17 protein-coding genes are annotated in these 19447 nt (G+C 65.2%); 10 read left to right on the top strand and 7 right to left on the bottom strand.

What is annotated here, in order from left to right:
• The first annotated feature begins 24 nt into the window (after positions 1–24).
• The 4 genes from CH285_RS20635 (at position 25) to CH285_RS20620 (ending at position 6188) form a co-directional block, all read left to right on the top strand.
• Entirely contained in the window at positions 25–1692 is a 1668-nt protein-coding gene (locus CH285_RS20635) for a DUF7800 domain-containing protein (RefSeq protein WP_048318321.1), read from the top strand.
• Between the two features lie 71 nt (positions 1693–1763).
• Complete coding sequence (locus CH285_RS20630; protein WP_094643005.1) at positions 1764–3446, top strand: ATP-binding cassette domain-containing protein; 1683 nt, start codon at positions 1764–1766, stop codon at positions 3444–3446.
• Between the two features lie 11 nt (positions 3447–3457).
• Entirely contained in the window at positions 3458–4693 is a 1236-nt protein-coding gene (gene cobA / locus CH285_RS20625; protein WP_027496733.1) for a uroporphyrinogen-III C-methyltransferase, read from the top strand.
• A gap of 7 nt (positions 4694–4700) precedes the next feature.
• Positions 4701–6188 carry an MFS transporter gene (locus CH285_RS20620; RefSeq protein ID WP_032366427.1) on the top strand — a complete coding sequence of 496 codons (1488 nt, stop codon included), beginning with the start codon at positions 4701–4703 and terminating at the stop codon, positions 6186–6188.
• Positions 6189–6201: 13 nt separating this feature from the next.
• Here the strand turns inward: CH285_RS20620 and mgtE are convergent, their stop codons facing one another.
• From mgtE to yaaA, 4 genes are all read right to left on the bottom strand, one after another.
• Positions 6202–7548 carry a magnesium transporter gene (gene mgtE / locus CH285_RS20615; RefSeq protein ID WP_045841842.1) on the bottom strand — a complete coding sequence of 449 codons (1347 nt, stop codon included), beginning with the start codon at positions 7546–7548 and terminating at the stop codon, positions 6202–6204.
• A 44-nt stretch (positions 7549–7592) separates the two neighbouring features.
• Positions 7593–8492, bottom strand: a complete 900-nt coding sequence (locus CH285_RS20610; protein WP_032390110.1) for a nuclear transport factor 2 family protein — start codon at positions 8490–8492, stop codon at positions 7593–7595.
• Positions 8493–8556: 64 nt separating this feature from the next.
• Entirely contained in the window at positions 8557–9768 is a 1212-nt protein-coding gene (locus tag CH285_RS20605) for a DUF2786 domain-containing protein (protein ID WP_045841841.1), read from the bottom strand.
• Positions 9765–10508 (bottom strand): peroxide stress protein YaaA, encoded by a 744-nt coding sequence (gene yaaA / locus CH285_RS20600; protein WP_045841840.1) that lies wholly within the window; start codon positions 10506–10508, stop codon positions 9765–9767. The genes CH285_RS20605 and yaaA overlap by 4 nt, the downstream gene beginning before the upstream one ends.
• A 70-nt stretch (positions 10509–10578) precedes the next feature.
• On the opposite strand from yaaA, the gene CH285_RS20595 reads away from it, so the two are divergent.
• Entirely contained in the window at positions 10579–12327 is a 1749-nt protein-coding gene (locus tag CH285_RS20595) for a proline--tRNA ligase (protein ID WP_045841839.1), read from the top strand.
• Positions 12328–12418: 91 nt separating this feature from the next.
• Positions 12419–14140 carry an acyl-CoA dehydrogenase family protein gene (locus CH285_RS20590; protein ID WP_094643004.1) on the top strand — a complete coding sequence of 574 codons (1722 nt, stop codon included), beginning with the start codon at positions 12419–12421 and terminating at the stop codon, positions 14138–14140.
• 3 nt (positions 14141–14143) lie between these two features.
• Here the strand turns inward: CH285_RS20590 and CH285_RS20585 are convergent, their stop codons facing one another.
• Positions 14144–14758, bottom strand: a complete 615-nt coding sequence (locus CH285_RS20585) for a TetR/AcrR family transcriptional regulator (RefSeq protein ID WP_255032472.1) — start codon at positions 14756–14758, stop codon at positions 14144–14146.
• Positions 14759–14841: 83 nt separating this feature from the next.
• On the opposite strand from CH285_RS20585, the gene CH285_RS20580 reads away from it, so the two are divergent.
• Positions 14842–16299: an MFS transporter gene (locus CH285_RS20580; protein WP_094643003.1), complete on the top strand. Its 1458-nt coding sequence runs from the start codon at positions 14842–14844 to the stop codon at positions 16297–16299.
• Here the strand turns inward: CH285_RS20580 and CH285_RS20575 are convergent.
• Positions 16262–16702 carry a ferritin-like domain-containing protein gene (locus CH285_RS20575; RefSeq protein WP_032390114.1) on the bottom strand — a complete coding sequence of 147 codons (441 nt, stop codon included), beginning with the start codon at positions 16700–16702 and terminating at the stop codon, positions 16262–16264. The genes CH285_RS20580 and CH285_RS20575 overlap by 38 nt on opposite strands.
• Entirely contained in the window at positions 16699–17208 is a 510-nt protein-coding gene (locus CH285_RS20570; RefSeq protein ID WP_032390115.1) for a hypothetical protein, read from the bottom strand. The genes CH285_RS20575 and CH285_RS20570 overlap by 4 nt, the downstream gene beginning before the upstream one ends.
• A gap of 185 nt (positions 17209–17393) precedes the next feature.
• Here CH285_RS20570 and rimP point away from each other — a divergent pair, with 185 nt between their 5' ends.
• The 3 genes from rimP to CH285_RS20555 all read left to right on the top strand — a co-directional run bounded on the left by rimP (position 17394) and on the right by CH285_RS20555 (position 19402).
• Complete coding sequence (rimP, locus tag CH285_RS20565; protein WP_032370966.1) at positions 17394–17969, top strand: ribosome maturation factor RimP; 576 nt, start codon at positions 17394–17396, stop codon at positions 17967–17969.
• Complete coding sequence (nusA, locus tag CH285_RS20560) at positions 17966–18973, top strand: transcription termination factor NusA (protein WP_027496745.1); 1008 nt, start codon at positions 17966–17968, stop codon at positions 18971–18973. The genes rimP and nusA overlap by 4 nt, the downstream gene beginning before the upstream one ends.
• A 96-nt stretch (positions 18974–19069) precedes the next feature.
• The gene (locus tag CH285_RS20555; protein ID WP_052053323.1) at positions 19070–19402 is read left to right on the top strand and encodes a YlxR family protein; all 333 of its coding nucleotides are present in this window, start codon (positions 19070–19072) and stop codon (positions 19400–19402) included.
• Positions 19403–19447 lie beyond the last annotated feature (45 nt).

Genomic DNA, 19447 nt, shown 5'->3' with positions numbered 1-19447 from the left:
GCCGACGAGGGCACTGTGGGTCGAATGAGTTCCGACAGTCTGGTTCTACTCGGCCCGATCGTTCGTTATGTCGGCACCGAGACCGCGACCCTGTGGTTCGAGATGGCGCACCCGTGCACCGTCACCGTCGTCACCGAAGTCGGCGTCCGAGCATCGGAACGAACGTGGGGAGTGCACGGTCACCACTTCGCGCTCGTTCCACTCGAGGGCCTGCCCGCCAACGCGCCGGTGAGCTACGAGGTGTTCGTCGACGAGCACAGGGTGTGGCCGGAGGACGGCAAGCGAGCCAGCATCCACACCGTGGACGCAGCGGGGCCGGTCACGCTTGCGTTCGGGTCTTGTCGGCGCGGCGACGATTACAGCGCGAAGTCTCTGAAGACGATCGGTGCCGATGCACTCGCCGGGCTCGGATCTGCCCTCATCGAGCAGGATCCGGGCCAGTGGCCCCAGGCCCTGTTGCTTCTGGGTGACCAGGTGTACGCCGACGACCCGTCGCCCGAGATAGTCGAACGACTGCAGGCGCGGCGGGAGTCGGGAGAGGGACCGACCAGTGCCATCGGCACCGACGCGGAGAACGAGATCTGCGACTTCGAGGAGTACTCGTGGCTCTATCGGGAATCGTGGGGACTCGAGCCGGTGCGGACGCTGTTGGCGAGCATCCCGTCGTGCATGATTCTCGACGATCACGATCTGCGCGACGACTGGAATTCGTCGGCCTCCTGGCGTCGTGACATCGAGACCCGGCCGTGGTGGAACGACCGCGTGATCGGGGCGTACTCGTCGTACTGGGTGTATCAACATCTGGGCAATCTCTCGCCGAAAGAACTGGCGGGGGACGAGATGTACGCCGCCGTTCGCTCCGCCGAGACCGATGCGGATCGCGAGAAACTGTTGGCCGACTTCGCGTTACGTGTCGATCGAGCCCCCGAGACCGGCCGGTGGAGCTTCTATCGAGATTTCGGCGACACCCGTCTGATCATGATCGACTCACGCTGCTCACGAAATCTCGACCCCGACAACCGCGAAATGGTCGACGAGAAGGAATGGGCGTGGGTCCGCGAGCGCGCACTCGAGACGACGCCCCGGCATCTGCTGTTCGGATCGTCACTGCCGTACCTGATGCTGCCGGCACTGCATCATCTCGAACAGTGGAACGAGGCTGTGGCACAGGGGAGTTGGGGGCCGAGGTCGGCCAAGGTGGCCGAAAAGATGCGAATCGGACTCGACCTCGAGCACTGGGCCGCATTCACCAACTCGTTCAACGACATGGCTGCCCTGACGCGTGAGCTCTCGCGCGGTGACGACAAGCCCGCGTCGATCATGTGGCTCTCGGGAGACGTGCACTGCTCGTACGTCGCCAACGCCGACTTCGGTGTCGGCGGGCGCGACGTGCCTGCGACGTATCAGCTGACGATGTCTCCGTTCCGCAATCCGCTGAATCTGCCGATCCGCGCGGTCAACAAACTGGCCGTCAAACGCCCGGCGGCGAGGATCCTGTCGAAGCTCGCGCGGGCCGCCCACGTGGGCCCGTCGGGTGTCGAGTGGCAAGCCGAGGCGGGCCCGTGGTTCGACAACGGGGTCATGCTGCTGACCCTGCACGGCGACTCGGCGCGACTGCAGGTCCACCATGCCCACGTCGACGACGCCGGGAAGCAGGTCCTGACACGAACGTCCAGCCTGGCGCTCGCCTAGAGCAGGCACCCCGCCATGCTCGGGTGAAAACGATTGGCCATCGAGGGGCTGATGGGGTTGGCTGGTTCGTTGTGGCCCATCTCGAACTCAACGACATCGTGTACTTCCTGCCCGACGGACGGCAGCTGCTCAACGGCGTCGGCTTCCGGGTGGGCGACGGTGCCAAGACCGCATTGATCGGGCCCAACGGAACCGGTAAGACGACGTTGACGCGCATCGTTGCGGGCGACGAGGCTCCCGACGAGGGCGCGGTGTCGAGTTCCGGTTCGCTCGGGGTGATGCGGCAGTTCGTCGGGCAACTGCGAGACGACTCGACCGTGCGTGATCTGTTGCTGTCGGTCGCGTCCCCAGCCGTGCGGTCCGCAGCTGCTGCGCTCGACGCCGCCGAGAACACGATGATCGAGGTCGACGACGAGAAGACCCAGATGAAGTACGCGCAGGCCCTGTCCGATTGGGGCGATGTGGGCGGCTACGACCTGGAACCGTTCTGGGACAAGGTGACCACGGCTGCACTCGGTATGCCGTTCGATCGGGCGAAGTGGCGCGCGGCTTCGACGCTCAGTGGCGGTGAGCAGAAGCGGCTCGTGCTCGAGTCGTTGTTCGCCGGCACCGACGATCTGCTGCTGCTCGACGAGCCGGACAACTACCTCGACGTGCCCGGCAAACGTTGGCTCGAAGCGACCATTCGCGACTCCGACAAATCCGTCCTGTTCATCAGCCACGACCGGGAGCTCATCGCCAACGCTGCCAACCGGATCGTGACCCTGGAGCCGGGGGTGAGCGGGGCCACCGCGTGGGTGCACGGCGGTGGGTTCGCGACGTATCACGCAGCGCGGGAAGACCGGAACGCGCGACTCGACGAACTGCGCAGGCGGTGGGACGAGGAATTGGTCAAACTGCGCGCGCTGGTGTTGCGTCTGCGCGAGAAGGCGAAGTTCAACGACGGCGTAGCCGCCCGCTACCACGCATCGCAGACGCGACTGGCCAAATTCGAGGAGGCCGGACCGCCCGAGGCCGTGCCGCTCAAGCAACACGTCACCGTCCGGTTGCGCGGTGGTCGAACGGCCAAGCGTGCGCTCGTGTGCACGGCCTTGGAACTGACCGGCCTGATGAGACCGTTCGACACCGAGATCTGGTACGGCGATCGCGTGGCGGTATTGGGTTCCAACGGCTCGGGCAAATCGCACTTCCTGCGTCTGCTCGCCAACGGCGGCACCGATCCCGAGAAGGAGCACGAGCCGGTCCAGGAACTCGCACTCGCGCCCGTTCCGCACACCGGGACAGCGGTACTCGGGGCCCGGGTACGGCCCGGTCTGTTCGCACAGACGCACACGCGGCCGGATCTTGCCGGCAACACGCTGCTCGAGATCCTCCACATGGGCAACGAGCACCGGGACGGCATGGGCCGTGAGGCCGCCGGCCGAGCGTTGGACCGATACGGTCTGGCCCGCGCGGCCGAACAGTCCTACGACAATCTGTCGGGCGGGCAGCAGGCACGTGTGCAAATTCTTCTGCTCGAGCTCTCCGGTGCCACGCTGCTGCTGCTCGACGAGCCGACCGACAACCTCGACCTGATGTCGGCCGATGCGCTCGAAGACGCCATCGCGGCATTCGAGGGCACCGTGATCGCGGTGACACACGACCGGTGGTTCGCCCGCAGTTTCGATCGATTCCTGGTGTTCGGTGCCACCGGGCAGGTTTACGAAGCGGCCGAGCCCGTATGGGACGAGAAGCGAGTCCAGCGCGCGCGGTAGCGTTTCCTCTCGTGAACGCGACTGACTCTCCCTATCTGGTCGGCCTGAATCTCGAAGGGCGGCGCGTCGTCGTGGTCGGTGGCGGCACCGTCGCACAGCGTCGACTACCGCTGTTGATCTCGTCCGGAGCAGTGGTCCACGTGGTCACCCGCGAGGCCACTCCGGCCGTGGAGGCAATGGCGACGGCAGGGCAGGTGACGCTCGAACTGCGCGATTACCGCCACGGCGATCTGGCCGACGCCTGGTACGCCATCGCCTGCACCGACGAGGCCGAGACCAATATCGCCATTGTCGCGGAAGCGACCGCGTCCAAGATTTTCTGTGTCCGTGCCGACATCGCCAAGGACGGCACAGCCGTCACTCCGGCGTCGGCCGAATGGGACGGCCTCACGCTGGGAGTGCTGGCAGGCGGCGAACATCGCCGATCGGCCGCCGTGCGCAATGCCGTCGTCGAAGCGCTGCAGTCCGGCGTCGTGGCCGACTCGGCGCACGCGCCGCTGACCGGTGTCGCGCTCGTGGGCGGCGGCCCGGGCGACCCGGATCTGATCACCGTCCGGGGCCGCAGACTCCTGGCATACGCGGACGTCGTGGTGGCCGATCGGCTGGCTCCACCCGAGTTGCTCGCCGAACTCGGACCACACGTCGAGGTCATAGACGCTTCGAAGATTCCGTACGGCCGGGCGATGGCGCAGGAAGCCATCAACCAGGCGCTGATCGACGGTGCCAAGGCCGGCAAGTTCGTGGTTCGGCTCAAGGGCGGTGACCCGTACGTCTTCGGTCGCGGTTACGAGGAACTCGAAGCGCTGGCCGCCGAGGGCATTCCGGTCACGGTGGTACCGGGCATCACCAGCGCGATCTCGGTTCCGTCCTCGGCCGGAATCCCGGTGACGCATCGCGCCGTCACCCACGAATTCGTCGTCGTGAGCGGTCACGTGGCCCCCGATCATCCCGATTCTCTGGTCGACTGGGACGCGTTGGCCAAGCTCAAGGGCACAATCGTGTTGCTGATGGCCGTCGAGCGCATCGGGCTGTTCGCCGATGTACTCGTGGCGGGCGGCCGCCCGTCGGACACCCCCGTCATCGTCGTTCAGGAGGGCACCATGCGCACCCAACGTGAAGTTCGGGCCACGCTGAGCACCGTCGCCGACGCGGTCCGCGAGGCCGAAATCAGGCCGCCGGCGATCGTCGTCATCGGCACTGTGGCCGGGTTCTCTGTACACGCCGGTAACGTGAACGCTCGTGCCTGAGTCATCGATGTCCAACACCTCCGCCACCGAGATCAAGTACCCGGTGACGACTCGAGCGTTCGGGATGGCGATCATCGTCCTGAGCGGGCTGCAACTGATGGTGGTTCTCGACGGCACCGTCGCCAACCTGGCCTTGGCTCCGCTGCAGGCCGATCTGGGTCTGTCCGACGCCGGGCGCAACTGGGTGTTGACCTCCTATGCGTTGGCCTTCGGTGGGCTGATGTTGCTCGGCGGCAGGCTCGGCGACGCCTTCGGGCGAAAGAAGATGTTCCTCGCCGGCGTCGTCCTGTTCACGATCGCCTCGTTGCTGTGCGGACTGGCAGTCAACGAAGCCACGCTCGTTGCGGCGAGGGCACTGCAGGGGGTCGGTGCCGCGGTGGCGTCGCCCACGGCATTCGCGCTGGTGGCCACGACGTTCGCTCCGGGCCCGGTGCGTAATCAGGCCATCGCCATCTACGCCGCCATGACCGGTGTCGGGTCCATTGCCGGGCTCATCATCGGCGGCGCTCTGACCGAGGTGTCGTGGCGTTGGATCTTCCTGATCAACGTACCGATCGGCATCGTCATCGTCGTGCTCGCCGTCGTGTCGCTGCAGGAGACCGTCGGGGCGAAGCTCGCCCTGGACGTGCCGGGTGCGATCCTGGCGACCCTGGGCTGCACGGGTGTGGTCCTCGCGCTGAGCGAGGGTACCGAGCTGGGCTGGTCTAGCCCGATCGTCATCGTGTCGTTGATCGCCGGACTGCTGTTCCTCGGATTGTTCCTGTTGGTCGAGCGACGGGCCGAGAACCCGCTGCTGCCGTTCTCGTTGTTCGTCAGTCGCGATCGAGTGGCGACTTTCGTCGCAATCTTCTTCGCCGGCGGGGTCATGTTCTGTCTCGCTGCATATGTGGCGTTGTTCGTGCAGGACATTCTGGGCTACAGCCCGCTGCATGCCGGCCTGGCTTTCGTGCCGTTCGCCTTCGGTCTCGGTGCCGCGGCGTTCCTCGCGTCGCAACTGGTGACTCGGATCGCTCCGCGCTGGCTCATTCTCTGTGGTGCGGTCATCATGGTCGGCTGGCTGCTGGTGTCCGTGACGACGATGGACGCGGATTCGGCGTACTTCCCAGGGTTGTTCTTCCCGGTGATCGGGATCGGCTTCGGCGTCGGTCTGACGGTCGTTCCGCTGCCTCTGTGCGCCATCGCGGGCGTGAGCCCCACCGAAATCGGTCCGCTGACGGCAATCTCGCTGGTCGCCCAGACCCTCGGCGGTCCTCTGGCGCTGGCCGTCATCGGGGCACTGGTCACGTCGCGAACACTGTCCCTCGGCGGCATATCCGGGCCGGCGACTCTGATGAACGACAGTCAGCTCGACGCACTGAGCTCCGGGTACATGTTCGCGCTGTTCTGTTGCGCGGTCTGCGCCGTGATCGCCGGGATCGCCGCACTGTTCATCCGATTCACCCCGCAGCAGGTGGCCCAGGCGCAGGCCGCGCAGGAGGACGCCCAGAAGGGCTGACGAGCGGGGCCGATCAGACTCCCAGTACGGCCTTCGCGATGAGGAAGTAGACGATCAGGCCGGTCGCATCGCAGAAGGTCGAGATGAAGGGCGTCGAGAACACCGCGGGGTCGACGCCGATCTTCTTGGCGATCAGCGGCATCGCACCGCCGACCGTCGCGGCGAGCGTGCATATCGACAGCAGCGTCGTGCCGATGACCAGGCCCAGGTGCCAGTCGTAGACGAGTCCGGCGATGACGAACCCCAACGTCCCGAGCATCGCTCCCATCGTCGCGCCGACGCGGACCTCGCGAAACAGCACAGCGGCGATGTCGCGCGGGCGGACGTCACCCAGGGCGAGCGCGCGGGTCACCGTGGTCGCGGCCTGCGAACCGGTGTTTCCGCCAGTGCCGGTGAGCAGGGGAATGAACAGCGCGAGGGTCACCACCGCGGCCAGTGCGTGCTCGAAGATCTCGAGCACCTGCACGGTGAGGATGGCCGACAACGCCAACACGAGCAGCCAGACCACGCGCGAACGAACGATGGACAGGACCGGCGTCGACAGGTACGGCCGACGCAGCGGTTCCGCACCGCCCGCCCTGGCTGCGTCCTCGTCCTCGGCCTCCTCGAGAATGCGAGAGGACTGCTCGAGGGTGAGGATGCCGATCAGGCGCTGTTCGGAGTCGACCACCACCACCGCCGGACTGCGATGCTCGAAACACAGACGTGCCGCGACCTCCGCCGACGAGTCCGCCCGCACCACCGGGTGCGACGAATGGAGCTCTCCCACCGGCGTGGTCGAATCCGCCGTCGCGAGATCGGCGAGCGTCACCACACCGAGCAACGTACGACGGTCGTCGGTGATGGGCAGCAGGTACACCGATTCTGCGTCGGGACCGGTCCTTCGTACCGCGTCGAGAGCCTCGGCTGCCGTCGTGTCGTTGCGTAGGCGCACGTACTCCGGAGTCATTCGACGGCCGACCGACCCGCGGTCGTAGCCCAGCATCGGTGCAGTGAGCGCCCGTTGTGCGGGCGATAGGCCGAGCATCATGCGATGCGCGATGTTGGAGGGCAGCTCGTCGAGCAGTTCCACTCGGTCGTCGGGGTCGAGGTTCTCGAACAGGGCGATGACGTCGTCGCTACGCAAACTTTCGAACAGCTCGCTGCGAATGGTCGCGTCGAAACGCTCGAACACGACCACGGCCTCGTCCTTGGGCAACAGTCGAAACAGAACCGCCCGCTGCGCCGAGTCGACCCGTTCGAGCATTCTGACCGCGTTCGTCGTGGACAGACCTGCCATCAGGGTCGACAACGCGGCCACGTCGCGCTCGGCCAGTAGTTCCGATGTCCTGGTCACGATGTCGTCGAGAGTCTCGGGCACCGGTCCATTTTGCCTTGCGAGCGGTCATCGACCGACAGCGGTCGCTACTCCGGAACCACGTCCCAGTGCTCGACGATGGCGTCGTCGAACCGGAAGATATCTCCCGCGACGAAGGGGTCGGATTCTGCTGCGCCCGGCGCTTTCGCGAACGTCCACACCAGATCGCCGTCGGCCAGCGAGACGACCGATTCCGAGGCAGGGAACTGCGCGCCGCCGGCGAAGAACTGTTGCAGTGCCGCGGTGCCGTTGCCCGCAATCGGATTGTGTTGCAGGTAGGACGGGGCGAAGTCGGTCCCGAGCACGGACGCGTCGTGTTCGCGGAAGAGCGCGTCGTAGGTAGCCGTCACCGACATGCGTCGGCGCTCTTCCTCGTCCTCGGTCGGCTCGGAGGGCGCGGTCGGGTAGCGGTAGAGGTCACTGAACATGGTGTTGCCGCTCATCGACGTGGCCGGCACGGATTGCGTCATGGCCCAGTGCTCGGTGACCTTGCCGCCGTCGAAGGCGAAGAGGTCGATGTTCGCTTCACCGGTGGTCTCGGATGCCGGATCAGCGGTGGCCTGCCAGTGCACTGCCACCCATCTGCCATCGGCTGCGACATGCTTGACGACGGCTCGTGCACCGGGAATCCGTGTCCGGGTGGCCTCGAATCGGGCGACGATCGCGTCGGGCCCCACCGCTGGTCCAGGTCGATCGACGGCGTTCTCCGCCACGACCGACGCAGCGGCGGCAGGTTCTTCGGCCGTGAACGCAGATTCGAAGAGCGTCAGCGCTGCTTCTTCGTTGCGTGATTCGGTGACGCTGTCGGAGCGGTCGTCGGGCGACTGCGCGGCGACGGAGACGTCGTTCGGCTCCGGGGTGGAGGGCGACGTACCGCACGCCGTGATGGCGGACAGTGCGACCAGAACGGGCACGGTGAGTCGAGCAGCTGCGCGTGTTCGGTTCATGTCTGCTCAACTGACTTGAAGCTACAACAGTTCCCGAATCGGTCGACGAACCTCGTGGAATGTTTCAGCGGGACAGATCGGCTCGGTCGGCCGCGGCTCGTCCCGAATCCCATCCTTCGGCATCGAGGCGCGGGCCGCGCATCGGCTTGGCGGTGGGAAAGAGGCGGTCGAACTCCGCTTCCACGGCAACGGTCTGTGCCGCGAGAATCGGCAGCAGGTCGCCCGATTCCTGTCTCGCCTCGTCGAGGGCATACGCGTCGGCATCGGTGAGACGATCTCCGATGCGGATGGCGTAGGCGTAGAGGAACGCCTTGCCGAATGCGGCCGAGCCGGCCTTCTTTCGCTTCTTGGCTTCGGGCGAGTGGCCGAGAGCTCGGGTTGCCTGCACCAGCAACGAGGTGAAGACGAGCTCGGCCTGTTCCACGTCTACCGGCGCGCCCACGAGCGTCGCAACGGCGTACTCCGCGTCCCAGATCGTCTTGACCCGGTTGGCAGTACCGGCGACGTGCAAGAGCTGGGCTTTGGCGGGTGCGTGCGGACCGTCGATGTGCACCCGTCGACCGCGAACGTCGAGATGACCCTCGGCCAACAGCAGCGTGTCGATCGAGTACCGCGTCATCAACTCCTGCGCCTTGGCGGTCAGCGTCTCGGCTTCCTCCGCGAAATCGGTGGCATCGGCCTTGGCCAGCAGACCGCGAATCTTGGCCAGCATCTTGCTGTTCGGTGAATCCGCGCCGGTGGTCGTCGGCACCGACGAGCGTGTGCGGGGCCACTGCGAAGGCTTGGCACCCAGTTGCGGCCAACGGGGGAGGGTTTGCCACTGGCCGAGCAGCGTGAGCACATCGAGCCACTGATCACTGGCCGCGATGTAGTCGGACTTGCCGGACGCCACGAGGTACGCCGTGAGGAAGTCGGGAGTGGCGTCGACTCGGGCTGCCACCATCGGGAACTGTTCGCAGATCGCCGACATCTGATCGACCCAATCGTGCGGGGCGCGGGAGTCCGCTTCGATGAGATCGGCATGGTGCAGCAGTGCTGCGGCAGCGAGATTCGTCACCGCCACCGTGTGCTGACGCCGGACCACATGCATCAGATCCAGTGGTTGCCAGCCGTTCTCGTACAGCGTGCCGATCATGTTGGTCAGTGCCAGCGTGCCGAGTTCGTTCGCTTGCATCGAGACCAGACGGTCGGCGATGTCGTCGGCGATTCGTTGACTCTTGTTCTTGCCGACCGACGCCTCGGCTCCCTGTCTGAGCAGTTCCGGAACGGCGCTCATTCGGTGAGCACGATCAGTTCGGTGTCCGACGCCACTTCGACTCGAAGACCCGCCTTCGACGCTACGCGCGCAACAGCTTTCACATCTCTGGGCTCGGCGGTGGTCAGGGTCAGCGCGCGGGCGAGCAACCCCTTGTGATGTTTGTTGAAGTGGCTCACCACCGATCGGCTGCCGTCGGGCTTCTCGGTGAGCACCGTTGCCGTGATCGCACCGGGGATGGGCCCGAGCTGTTGATAGGTGCCGGACCGGAGGTCGACGACGATGCCCTCGTCCTCGGCGAGGATCGCGTCGGACAGTTCCGGCTTCCAATGTGATCGCAGTGTGCCGAAGCCGGGAATTGTCGATCCGCCGGAGAGCCGGTAGGCCGGAATCGGGTCGGACGCGCGGACGGCCCCGAACAGTGCCGACCCGATCCACAACCTCGCATCGGCACGGGCACGTCCGGCACGGGTGAAGGTAGACGCCCCCAGAGCGTCGTAGAGCACTCCGGTGTACCGGCGCAGGGCCGGAGTGGTGGGCGAGGTGAACAAACGAGCGTTGCGTTCGATCTCGTCCACCTGGGTCGGACCGAGACCGAGAGCGGTGATGGACGCGTCCAGGTCATCGGAGAGCCGAACCAGGGCGTCAGCAAGCGTTCGTCGGAGCGGAAGTAGGGACGGCAACGACAACCGGTCCAGATCGAGAGGTGCTCCGGAACCGCCGTCGGACTTCGTCTCGGAGGGAGGCAGCAGAATCAGCACGGGGGTCAAGGCTACTCACTTCGTGGCCGCCTATCCGCAGGCGCTGCACCACCGACTAGTCTGACAACCCGTGATCACCCGTCTTACGCAGCTGTTCCTTCGTACCCTTCGCGACGACCCGGCCGACGCCGAGGTCGACAGCCACAAGCTGTTGGTTCGCGCAGGCTACGTTCGTCGTATCGCGCCGGGCGTCTATTCGTGGCTGCCGCTGGGTCTCCGGGTGCTGCGACAGGTCGAACGCGTCGTGCGCGAGGAAATGAATGCCATCGGGGCGCAGGAAATTTCGCTGCCCGCCCTGCTGCCGCGTGAGCCGTACGAGACGACGAACCGGTGGACCGAATACGGGGACGCATTGTTCCGGTTGCAGGATCGCAAGGGCAACGACATGCTGCTCGGTCCGACCCACGAAGAGTTGTTCGCGTTGACGGTCAAGGCCGAATACAACTCCTACAAGGACCTGCCGGTCACGCTGTACCAAATTCAGACCAAGTATCGCGACGAAGAGCGTCCTCGCGCCGGCATTCTGCGTGGACGCGAGTTCGTCATGAAGGATTCCTACTCCTTCGACATGGACGAGGACGGACTGAAGCGGTCCTACGCCGCACACCGCGACGCTTACCAGCGCATCTTCGCCAGGCTCGGGGTCAGCTACGTCATCGTCGCCGCGACGTCCGGCGCGATGGGCGGAAGTGCGTCCGAGGAATTCCTGGCCGAGAGCGACATCGGCGAGGACACCTACGTTCGGTGCATCGAATCGGGATACGCGGCCAACGTCGAGGCCGTCACGACCCCGGCACCGGACCCCATCGCCATCGAGGGGCAGCCTGCCGCGGTCGACTACGAGACGGGCAACACTCCCACCATCGCGACGCTGGTCGAGTGGGCGAACGGCGCAGATCTGGGTCGTACCGTCACCGGTGCCGACACGCTCAAGAACATCCTGCTCAAGGTGCGGTCCGCCGGTGGCGAGTGGGAGCTGCTGGCCATCGGCCTGCCCGGTGACCGTGAGGTGGACGAGAAGCGCCTCGAAGCATCGCTCGAGCCTGCCGAATTCGCATTGCTGACCGACGCGGACTTTGCTGCTCACCCGTTCCTGATCAAGGGATACATCGGGCCACGTGCGCTGCAGGCCAACGGAGTTCGCTACCTCGTCGACCCCCGGGTGGTGAACGGAACATCGTGGATCACCGGTGCCGATGTGCAGGGCAAGCACGTGGTGAACCTCGTGGCCGGCCGCGACTTCGTTCCCGACGGCACCATCGAGGCCGCCGAGGTGCGTGACGGGGACATGTCACCCGACGGACAGGGGCCGCTGGTCAGCGCTCGCGGAATCGAGATCGGGCACATCTTCCAGTTGGGCTACAAGTACACCGATGCATTCTCGGTCGACGTACTCGGCGAGACCGGCAAGCCCGTGCGACTCGTACAGGGTTCCTACGGCGTCGGTGTCTCCCGTCTGGTGGCCGTCATCGCCGAGCAGATGCACGACGACAAGGGCCTTCGGTGGCCGTCGGAGGTAGCACCCGCCGACGTACATCTGGTGATCGCGAACAAGGACGAGGCCGCGCGCGCCGGCGCAGAATCCATTGCGACGCAACTCGATTCGCAGGGCATCGAGGTTCTCTTCGACGACCGCAAGGCCTCGCCCGGCGTGAAGTTCAAGGACTCCGAACTGATCGGTATTCCGCTCGTCGTCGTCCTCGGCCGCGGTTGGGCCGATGGCAAGGTCGAAATCCGGGACCGCTTCTCGGGTGAGAGCCGTGAACTCGACATCGATTCCGCGGTCGACGAGATCGTCGCCGCGGTGCGCACCACGTAACAGCCCGTCCCGATCTCTCCACGCTCGATCTCCCCACGCGCCGGTCTACTCGCTGGTAGCTTCGGGTCACACGACTAGGAGAGGTCACACCGTGGCTCAGTTTGCGCTGTTCGATCCGACAACTTTCGATCCCGCCGAGCTCGACGAGGAGTCTCGTCGTCAGCTCCGCGCACTGATCGATTGGTTCGAGGATCGCGGTAAGGCCAGGCTGCTCGCCGACGATCTCGAAGGAGTCTGGCCCGCCGACTTCCTCGAGTTCGTCGCAGCCCAGAAACTGTTCGCCACGTTCTCGACGCCGGCCGAATACGCGAACGGGTTGCCCAACGCTCGTTGGGACGCTGCCCGCAACGCTGCTCTGAGCGAAATTCTCGGGTTCTACGGCTTGGCCTACTGGTACACCTGGCAGGTCACGGTGCTCGGCCTCGGCCCGATCTGGATGAGCGACAACGACGACGCCAAGCGCCGCGCAGCGCGTGAGCTCGACCGCGGCGGCGTCATGGCATTCGGATTGTCCGAGCGCGCACACGGTGCCGACGTCTACTCCACCGACATGCTGTTGACGCCCTCCGTCGACGACGACCTCGAGTTCACCGCGTCGGGGGAGAAGTACTACATCGGTAACGGCAACGTGGCGGGGATGGTGTCGGTGTTCGGTAGACGCACCGACATCGACGGGCCGGAGTCGTACGTCTTCTTCGTCGCCGACAGTTCGCATCCCGCGTATCGGTTGCGTGAGAGCGTCGTTCACGGCCAGATGTACGTCAGTACCTTCTCGCTCGAGAATTATCCCGTTCGCCGCGAGGACATTCTGCATACCGGACCCGACGCGTTCTCGGCTCCACTGAACACCGTCAACGTCGGCAAGTTCAACCTCTGCACCGGCTCGATCGGCATCTGCGAGCACGCGTTCTACGAGGCGATCACACACGCCAACAATCGGATTCTGTATGGCAACCGTGTCACCGAATTCCCCCATGTGCGCAGTGCATTCGTCGATGCCTACTCGCGGCTGACCGCCATGAAGCTGTTCAGTGCGCGTGCGCTGGACTACTTCCGCGCTGCGGGTCCCGGCGACCGGCGCTACCTGTTATTCAACCCCATGACCAAGGCCAAGGTGACGTCCGAGGGCGAGACGGTGGTCCGCTTGCTGCACGACGTCATTGCCGCCAAGGGGTACGAGAAGAACACCTACTTCCGTGAAGCCGCGCAACTGATCGGAACACTGCCGAAACTCGAGGGAACGGTGCATGTCAACGTCTCCCTGATGCTCAAGTTCATGCCGGCATACATGTTCTCGCCCACCGATCAGGCGGAGGTCACCAGGTTCACCGACGCCGTCGACGACGGATTCTTCTTCGCCCAAGGCCCCGCTCGCGGCGCGAGTTCGGTTCGGTTCCACGATTGGAACCCGGGGTATCGCAAGCATTCCGGTGTTCCCAACGTGGGTCGTTTCTACGAGCAGGCCCAGGCGTTCGCGTCGTTCCTCGCCGAGTGCGCCCCCGACGAGTCGCAGCAACAGGACCTCGACTTCCTGCTCGTGGTGGGGCATCTGTTCTCACTCGTCGTCTACGGCCACCTGATCCTCGAACAGGCCGACGAGATCTCCACCGACATGCTGGACCAGATCTTCGACTTCCAGATCAGGGACTTCTCCGGCTACGCCGTCGCGCTGTACGGAAAGCCGTCGTCGACCGATGCGCAGCAGAAATGGGCGCTGGACGCCGTACGCAAGCCGGTGGTGGACGCAGCACGATTCGAGACGGTCTGGAACGACGTCGTCACGTACGACGGTCGGTACGAGATGCGTCCCTAGGCGTCACAGCTGTCCGGAATCGGCTGGGACGAGCTTGGTTCCGAACGCGCACATCGTCATCTCGTGCAGTCCGTCGCTGTCCTCCGGATGCTCCGGTGCCTGCATCGACAACAAGACGTTGAGCAGCATTCCGTGCGCGATGAACTGCCGAGCCTGATCTTCCGAACACCCGGTACCGCTGCGGATCTGGTTGTAGATCGCGCCCATTCCTTCTCGTGCCTGGCGGCCGATCTCGGGTACCGACCCTGCACCGAACCCGTGCATCATGACCATCAAGAGGTCGCGATCGGCCACCAGATCGGCGTAGGCACCGCCCAGGTCGGCCCAGGTCTCGTCGTCCGTCGGGTCCAGAGGCCCCGAAGCGAGCACTGCGTCGAATGACGTCATGATGCCGTCGATGGAGCGTTGGAAGACCAGCCGAAACAATTCGACTTTGGTTCCGAACATCCGAACCACATACGGCTGCGAGACGCCCGCTTCCTTGGCCACCGCATCGGTGCTCGTCCCGGCAAAGCCCCCGCGTGCGAACGCTCGTGTCGCGGCGTCGAGGACGAGTTCTCGACGGTCGGCCGCGTCCATTCGGGTTGCTCGGGGCTTGGGCGTGGGAGTGTCGGACATATTGACAGGTTATCAGTCGATAACTTACGGTCGCATCATAAGTAATCATTCGATGCTTACAAACTCGAGACGGGACGTTCGCCATGACCGCTACAGCCTCTCCGCCTGCAGTGCACCCCGCCGCTCGGTCTATTCCGGTGTGGCTGGGAATCGTCGCCGCATCCCTGCCCATGTTCATGGCGACCCTCGACAATCTGGTGATGACCAGCGCGCTGCCGGTGGTTCAGCAGGATCTGAATGCGTCGGTCGGACAGCTGCAGTGGTTCCTCAACGCCTACACACTGAGCTTCGCGACATTCATGCTCACTGCAGCGACCTTGGGCGATCGCTGGGGCAGGCGCGCGGTCTTCCTCGGCGGGATAGCGCTGTTCACCGCGGCCTCCGTGGCCAGCGCGCTCGCCACGAGTCCGGCAATGCTCATCGCCGCGCGGGCGATACAGGGCCTCGGTGCCGCGGCGATCATGCCGCTGTCGCTGACTCTGCTCGCAGCTGTCGTTCCGATTGCCAAGCGCGCCATAATAATCGGAATCTGGGGCGGTGTCTCGGGCCTCGGTGTCGCACTCGGGCCTGTCGTCGGTGGTGCGGTCGTCGACGGTATTTCCTGGCAAGCGATCTTCTGGATCAACGTCCCGGTGGCGCTCGTCGCGGTACCGCTGGCGTACATCGCCCTGACCGAGTCGACCGGGCGCAGGCAACCTCTCGATCTGCTGGGTGTGGTGCTCGCGGGAGGCGGGGTGTTCTTGCTCGTGTGGGCGGTGGTCCACGGCAACGACGACGGATGGGCATCGACCACCGTGCTCGCGAGCTTCGTCGGCTCTGCGGTGCTTCTCCTCGCGTTCGTCTCCCGAGCATGGCGAACCCCGTTCTCGGTACTGCCGTTGACGCTCTTCCGATCACGCAGTTTCACGCTGGCGAACATCATCGGAATCACGTTCTCGCTCGGCATGTTCGGGGCCGTGTTCCTGCTTGCTCAGTACCTGCAGATAGTGATGCACTACAGCCCGTTCGAGGCGGGCCTTCGCACATTGCCCTGGACCGCCGCGCCTATGGTGGTCGCACCCATTGCGGGTCTCGTGGCCGATCGAGTCGGCTTGCGCGGCTTGTTGGTGTCCGGACTGGCGTTGCAGTCGCTGTCACTGGTGTGGATGGCACTGATCCTCGGACCCGACACCGCCTACCTGTCGATGGTGCCCGCGCTGCTGATGGCCGGAGTCGGCATGGGGTTGACCTTCGCGCCCTCGGCGACCGCAGTGTTGCGAGACATGGACGACGACGATCACGCCACGGCGAGCAGTGCGAACTCCACTGTGCGGGAAGTGGGAATTGCGCTCGGAATCGCCGTCCTGACGGCGGTGTTCATCGGAAACGGAGGATCACTCACCCCCGCTGGATACACCGACGCGTTGGCACCCGCTCTACTCGTAGGCGCAGGGGCGGTGGCGATCGGATTGGTTGCGGCACTGTTCATGCCGGGTCGTTCCGCCGGTCCGGCGGACGACGTGGTCACGGCTGACCGGGAAAAGCCGTCGACGACGGTGTGACGCCGAGGATCTGCTGCCATGTGGCCAGTCTGATCGCGGCCTCGGTCAGTGCCTGGACGCCCATCTCGCGAGTGCCGCCGGATCGACTGCGCTCGACGGCCGAGCGCCACGCCACACTCGTGTCGATCTCTGCCTGAACAGCGAGCTGCACAGCCGAGATCGCATCGGTCACCGGAAACGGAGACGCGTATGCCGGATCGGGCAGGGGCGCTGTGACGCTGGCCGCGCGGAGTGCTTCGATGGTCGAGTCTCGACGCGCTCGGTGTGCCGCGGTGCACGCGGCCACCATGTCTGCTCGGGTCGGGTTGGAGAACGCCGCGACGATCCCGTACGCGAAGACGGCTGCGTACTCGGCGACGAGTGCATCGACGAGCCCCTGTTGTTCGGGTCCGAGATCGCTCATGCGAGTACCACCTGAGCGAACACCGTGCACGAGGCACTGATCGACCCGAGAAGGCCGGCGCGATAACCGCTTTCGTCGCGGGCGGCGGTCGCCGCACTGCGTGCCGAGGCGGTCAGCGCATCGCGCACCGCGACGAGATCGGGTGGCGGCGCGGACTGGGCCGCGGTCGTGGTCGTCGTGGCAGTCGCCGACGAGGTGTCAGTGGTCGCTCCGGTAGCCCGGGCGATCTCGGTCTCGAGTGCATCCGCATGTTCGGTCCGCTGGGCCGCGACCACGCCGAGAGCTCCTGCGTAATCGGGAGCGACCGTTGCCGCCGAAGACGCAGCCGCGGCGTCGGAGCGAGCGGAGCGCAACTGTGCCGTCAGAGAATCGAGTGCGGGACCGGAGATTTCCTCCGCGCCGCAGGCCGTGACGGTCGACGCCGTGGCCGCAGTGAGGACGGCGGCACCGGCGAGCCGGAACAGCCCACGTCTGTTCAACGAGAGAGGGGCGGTCGGCGTGGGCACCCCGATATCGTGCCAGACCCTCGACCGTGTCGGACCCTCGAGGCGACACGCGCCGTGCCCGTGTGTCGCCTCGGCCGTGCGTGGTCGCGAGCACCACCTGCGGGGCGGTAGTCTGTTGGTTCACCAAACGCGGTCCGGCGCACCTGTGCCGCATTGCCGACAACTACACACGAGGAGTTCGCGACATGCCTGTTCCGTCCCAGGAAAGGGTTGTCGAACTGCTCGGCGACCTGGTTCGAGATCGGGGCTACGACCTCGAGGACGTGAACGTGGTCGCTGCCGGTAAGCACAGTGCCGTGCGCATCATGGTCGACCGTGAAGACGGCGTCGACCTCGACGCGTTACCGGAATTGAGCCGGGTGATCTCCGATGTGTTCGACGGCGTGACCGATTTCGGCGAAGCGCCGTACACCCTCGAGGTCACCACTCCCGGAATCGATCGCCCGTTGACACAACCACGGCATTGGCGTCGCGCGCGTGGTCGCAAGGTGCGGATCGAACTCGCCGACGGCAAGGTCGAGGGCCGCGTCGGACTTCTCGACGGTGACTCGGTTGCCCTCGTGATCAAGGACAAGGGAGTTCTCTCGACACGATCGATCGCGCTGGCCGATGTTGTGAAAGCTGTTGTGCAGGTAGAATTTTCGCGGCCGACCGCAGAAGAGATGGATCTTGCGGGCGGCGTGGTGGGCGGTAGGCCGTCACCCGCGAACACCGACGAAATCGTGAATGTGGAAGCACCGGAAGAAGGGTCGGACAAGTGAATATCGATATTGCAGCTCTGCGCGCCATCGAGGCGGACAAGGGCGTTCCGATCGAGATGGTGATCTCGACGATCCAGACCGCGTTGTTGACCGCCTACCGGCACACCGAGGGGCACCAGTCCAACGCGCGAATCGACGTCGATCGCAAGACCGGTTCCGTCCGGGTGATGGCCAAGGAGTTCGACGCCGAGGGCAATCTGATCTCCGAGTGGGACGACACGCCGGAAGGCTTCGGCCGGATCGCTGCCACCACCGCTCGTCAGGTGATTCTGCAGCGTTTGCGCGATGCGGAGCACGAGCGCTCCTTCGGGGAGTACTCGACCCACGAGGGTGAAATCGTCAACGGCGTCATTCAGCGCGATACGCGCGCCAACGCCAAGGGCACCGTCATCGTCCGGATCGGCAGCGAGGCGAACGGGGCCGACGGCCTGCTTCCGCCCGCCGAGCAGGTTCCGGGGGAGACGTACGAGCACGGTGAGCGCATCAAGTGCTACGTCGTCGGAGTCGCGCGGGGCAACCGCGGCCCGCAGATCACGCTCTCGCGCACACACCCCAATCTGGTGCGCAAGTTGTTCGCGCTCGAGGTGCCCGAGATCGCCGACGGTTCGGTCGACATCGTGGCGGTAGCGCGTGAATCGGGGCACCGCTCGAAGATCGCGGTCGCGTCGACGGTCTCGGGCCTGAACGCCAAGGGTGCATGTATCGGGCCGATGGGGCAGCGCGTGCGGAATGTGATGAGCGAACTGGCCGGCGAGAAGATCGACATCATCGACTTCGACGAGGACCCGGCGACGTTCGTCGGGAATGCACTGTCGCCGTCGAAGGTTGTGTCTGTGACCGTGGTGGACGCAGCCGCTCGCGCGGCGCGAGTGGTGGTCCCGGAGTACCAGTTGTCGCTGGCGATCGGCAAGGAAGGGCAGAACGCTCGACTTGCCGCTCGATTGACCGGTTGGCGTATCGACATCCGCAGTGACGCGGCGGCACCCGAGACGACCAGCGCCTAGGGCCGGAATGCGGAGATCGAGGCAATACAGCGGTAGAGTGGTCGATGGTTCGGTAACGACCTCTCCGCTCGGAGACGTGAACGCGAGAATCCGGTTGTGACAAGCCGGCCGATTCGTACATGTGTCGGGTGCAGGGAGCGAGTGCCGGCCGCCGATCTGTTGAGGATCGTGGTTCGAGAAGCTGGTTCGTACGAATTCGCTCTCGTCCCCGACATCCGGCATTCGATGTCCGGTCGTGGTGCTTGGTTGCACTACAACCGAGAATGCCTGCACAATGCGGAACGTCGCCGAGTCTTCGGCCGCGCGTTTCGGATATCGGGAAATGTGGAATCGTCCGCAGTATCGGACGTGCTCGACGAGCACGAACGGCTGCACGGCGAGAACACGACAAGAGCAACACCCGTCGACAAGAACAGGCAACAGCACTGATGAGCACACCGTGAAGCACCAACGATGAACGTCCATCGGAGATAA

The organism is Rhodococcus sp. 05-2256-B1 (assembly GCF_002258465.1).
GTDB classification, from domain to species: Bacteria; Actinomycetota; Actinomycetes; order Mycobacteriales; family Mycobacteriaceae; genus Rhodococcoides; species Rhodococcoides fascians.
Note: the sequence above shows the minus strand (reverse complement) of the source record. Positions and strands in the feature narration are given on the sequence as shown.

Bases quoted from the DNA above. Each gene is read 5' to 3' on its own strand.
- CH285_RS20635 (WP_048318321.1), top strand. From the start codon at position 25: ATGAGTTCCGACAGTCTGGTTCTACTCGGCCCGATCGTTCGTTATGTC.
- CH285_RS20620 (WP_032366427.1), top strand. From the start codon at position 4,701: ATGTCCAACACCTCCGCCACCGAGATCAAGTACCCGGTGACGACTCGA.
- CH285_RS20610 (WP_032390110.1), bottom strand. From the start codon at position 8,492: ATGAACCGAACACGCGCAGCTGCTCGACTCACCGTGCCCGTTCTGGTC.
- CH285_RS20605 (WP_045841841.1), bottom strand. From the start codon at position 9,768: ATGAGCGCCGTTCCGGAACTGCTCAGACAGGGAGCCGAGGCGTCGGTC.
- CH285_RS20585 (WP_255032472.1), bottom strand. From the start codon at position 14,758: ATGTCCGACACTCCCACGCCCAAGCCCCGAGCAACCCGAATGGACGCG.
- CH285_RS20580 (WP_094643003.1), top strand. From the start codon at position 14,842: ATGACCGCTACAGCCTCTCCGCCTGCAGTGCACCCCGCCGCTCGGTCT.
- CH285_RS20575 (WP_032390114.1), bottom strand. From the start codon at position 16,702: ATGAGCGATCTCGGACCCGAACAACAGGGGCTCGTCGATGCACTCGTC.
- rimP (WP_032370966.1), top strand. From the start codon at position 17,394: ATGCCTGTTCCGTCCCAGGAAAGGGTTGTCGAACTGCTCGGCGACCTG.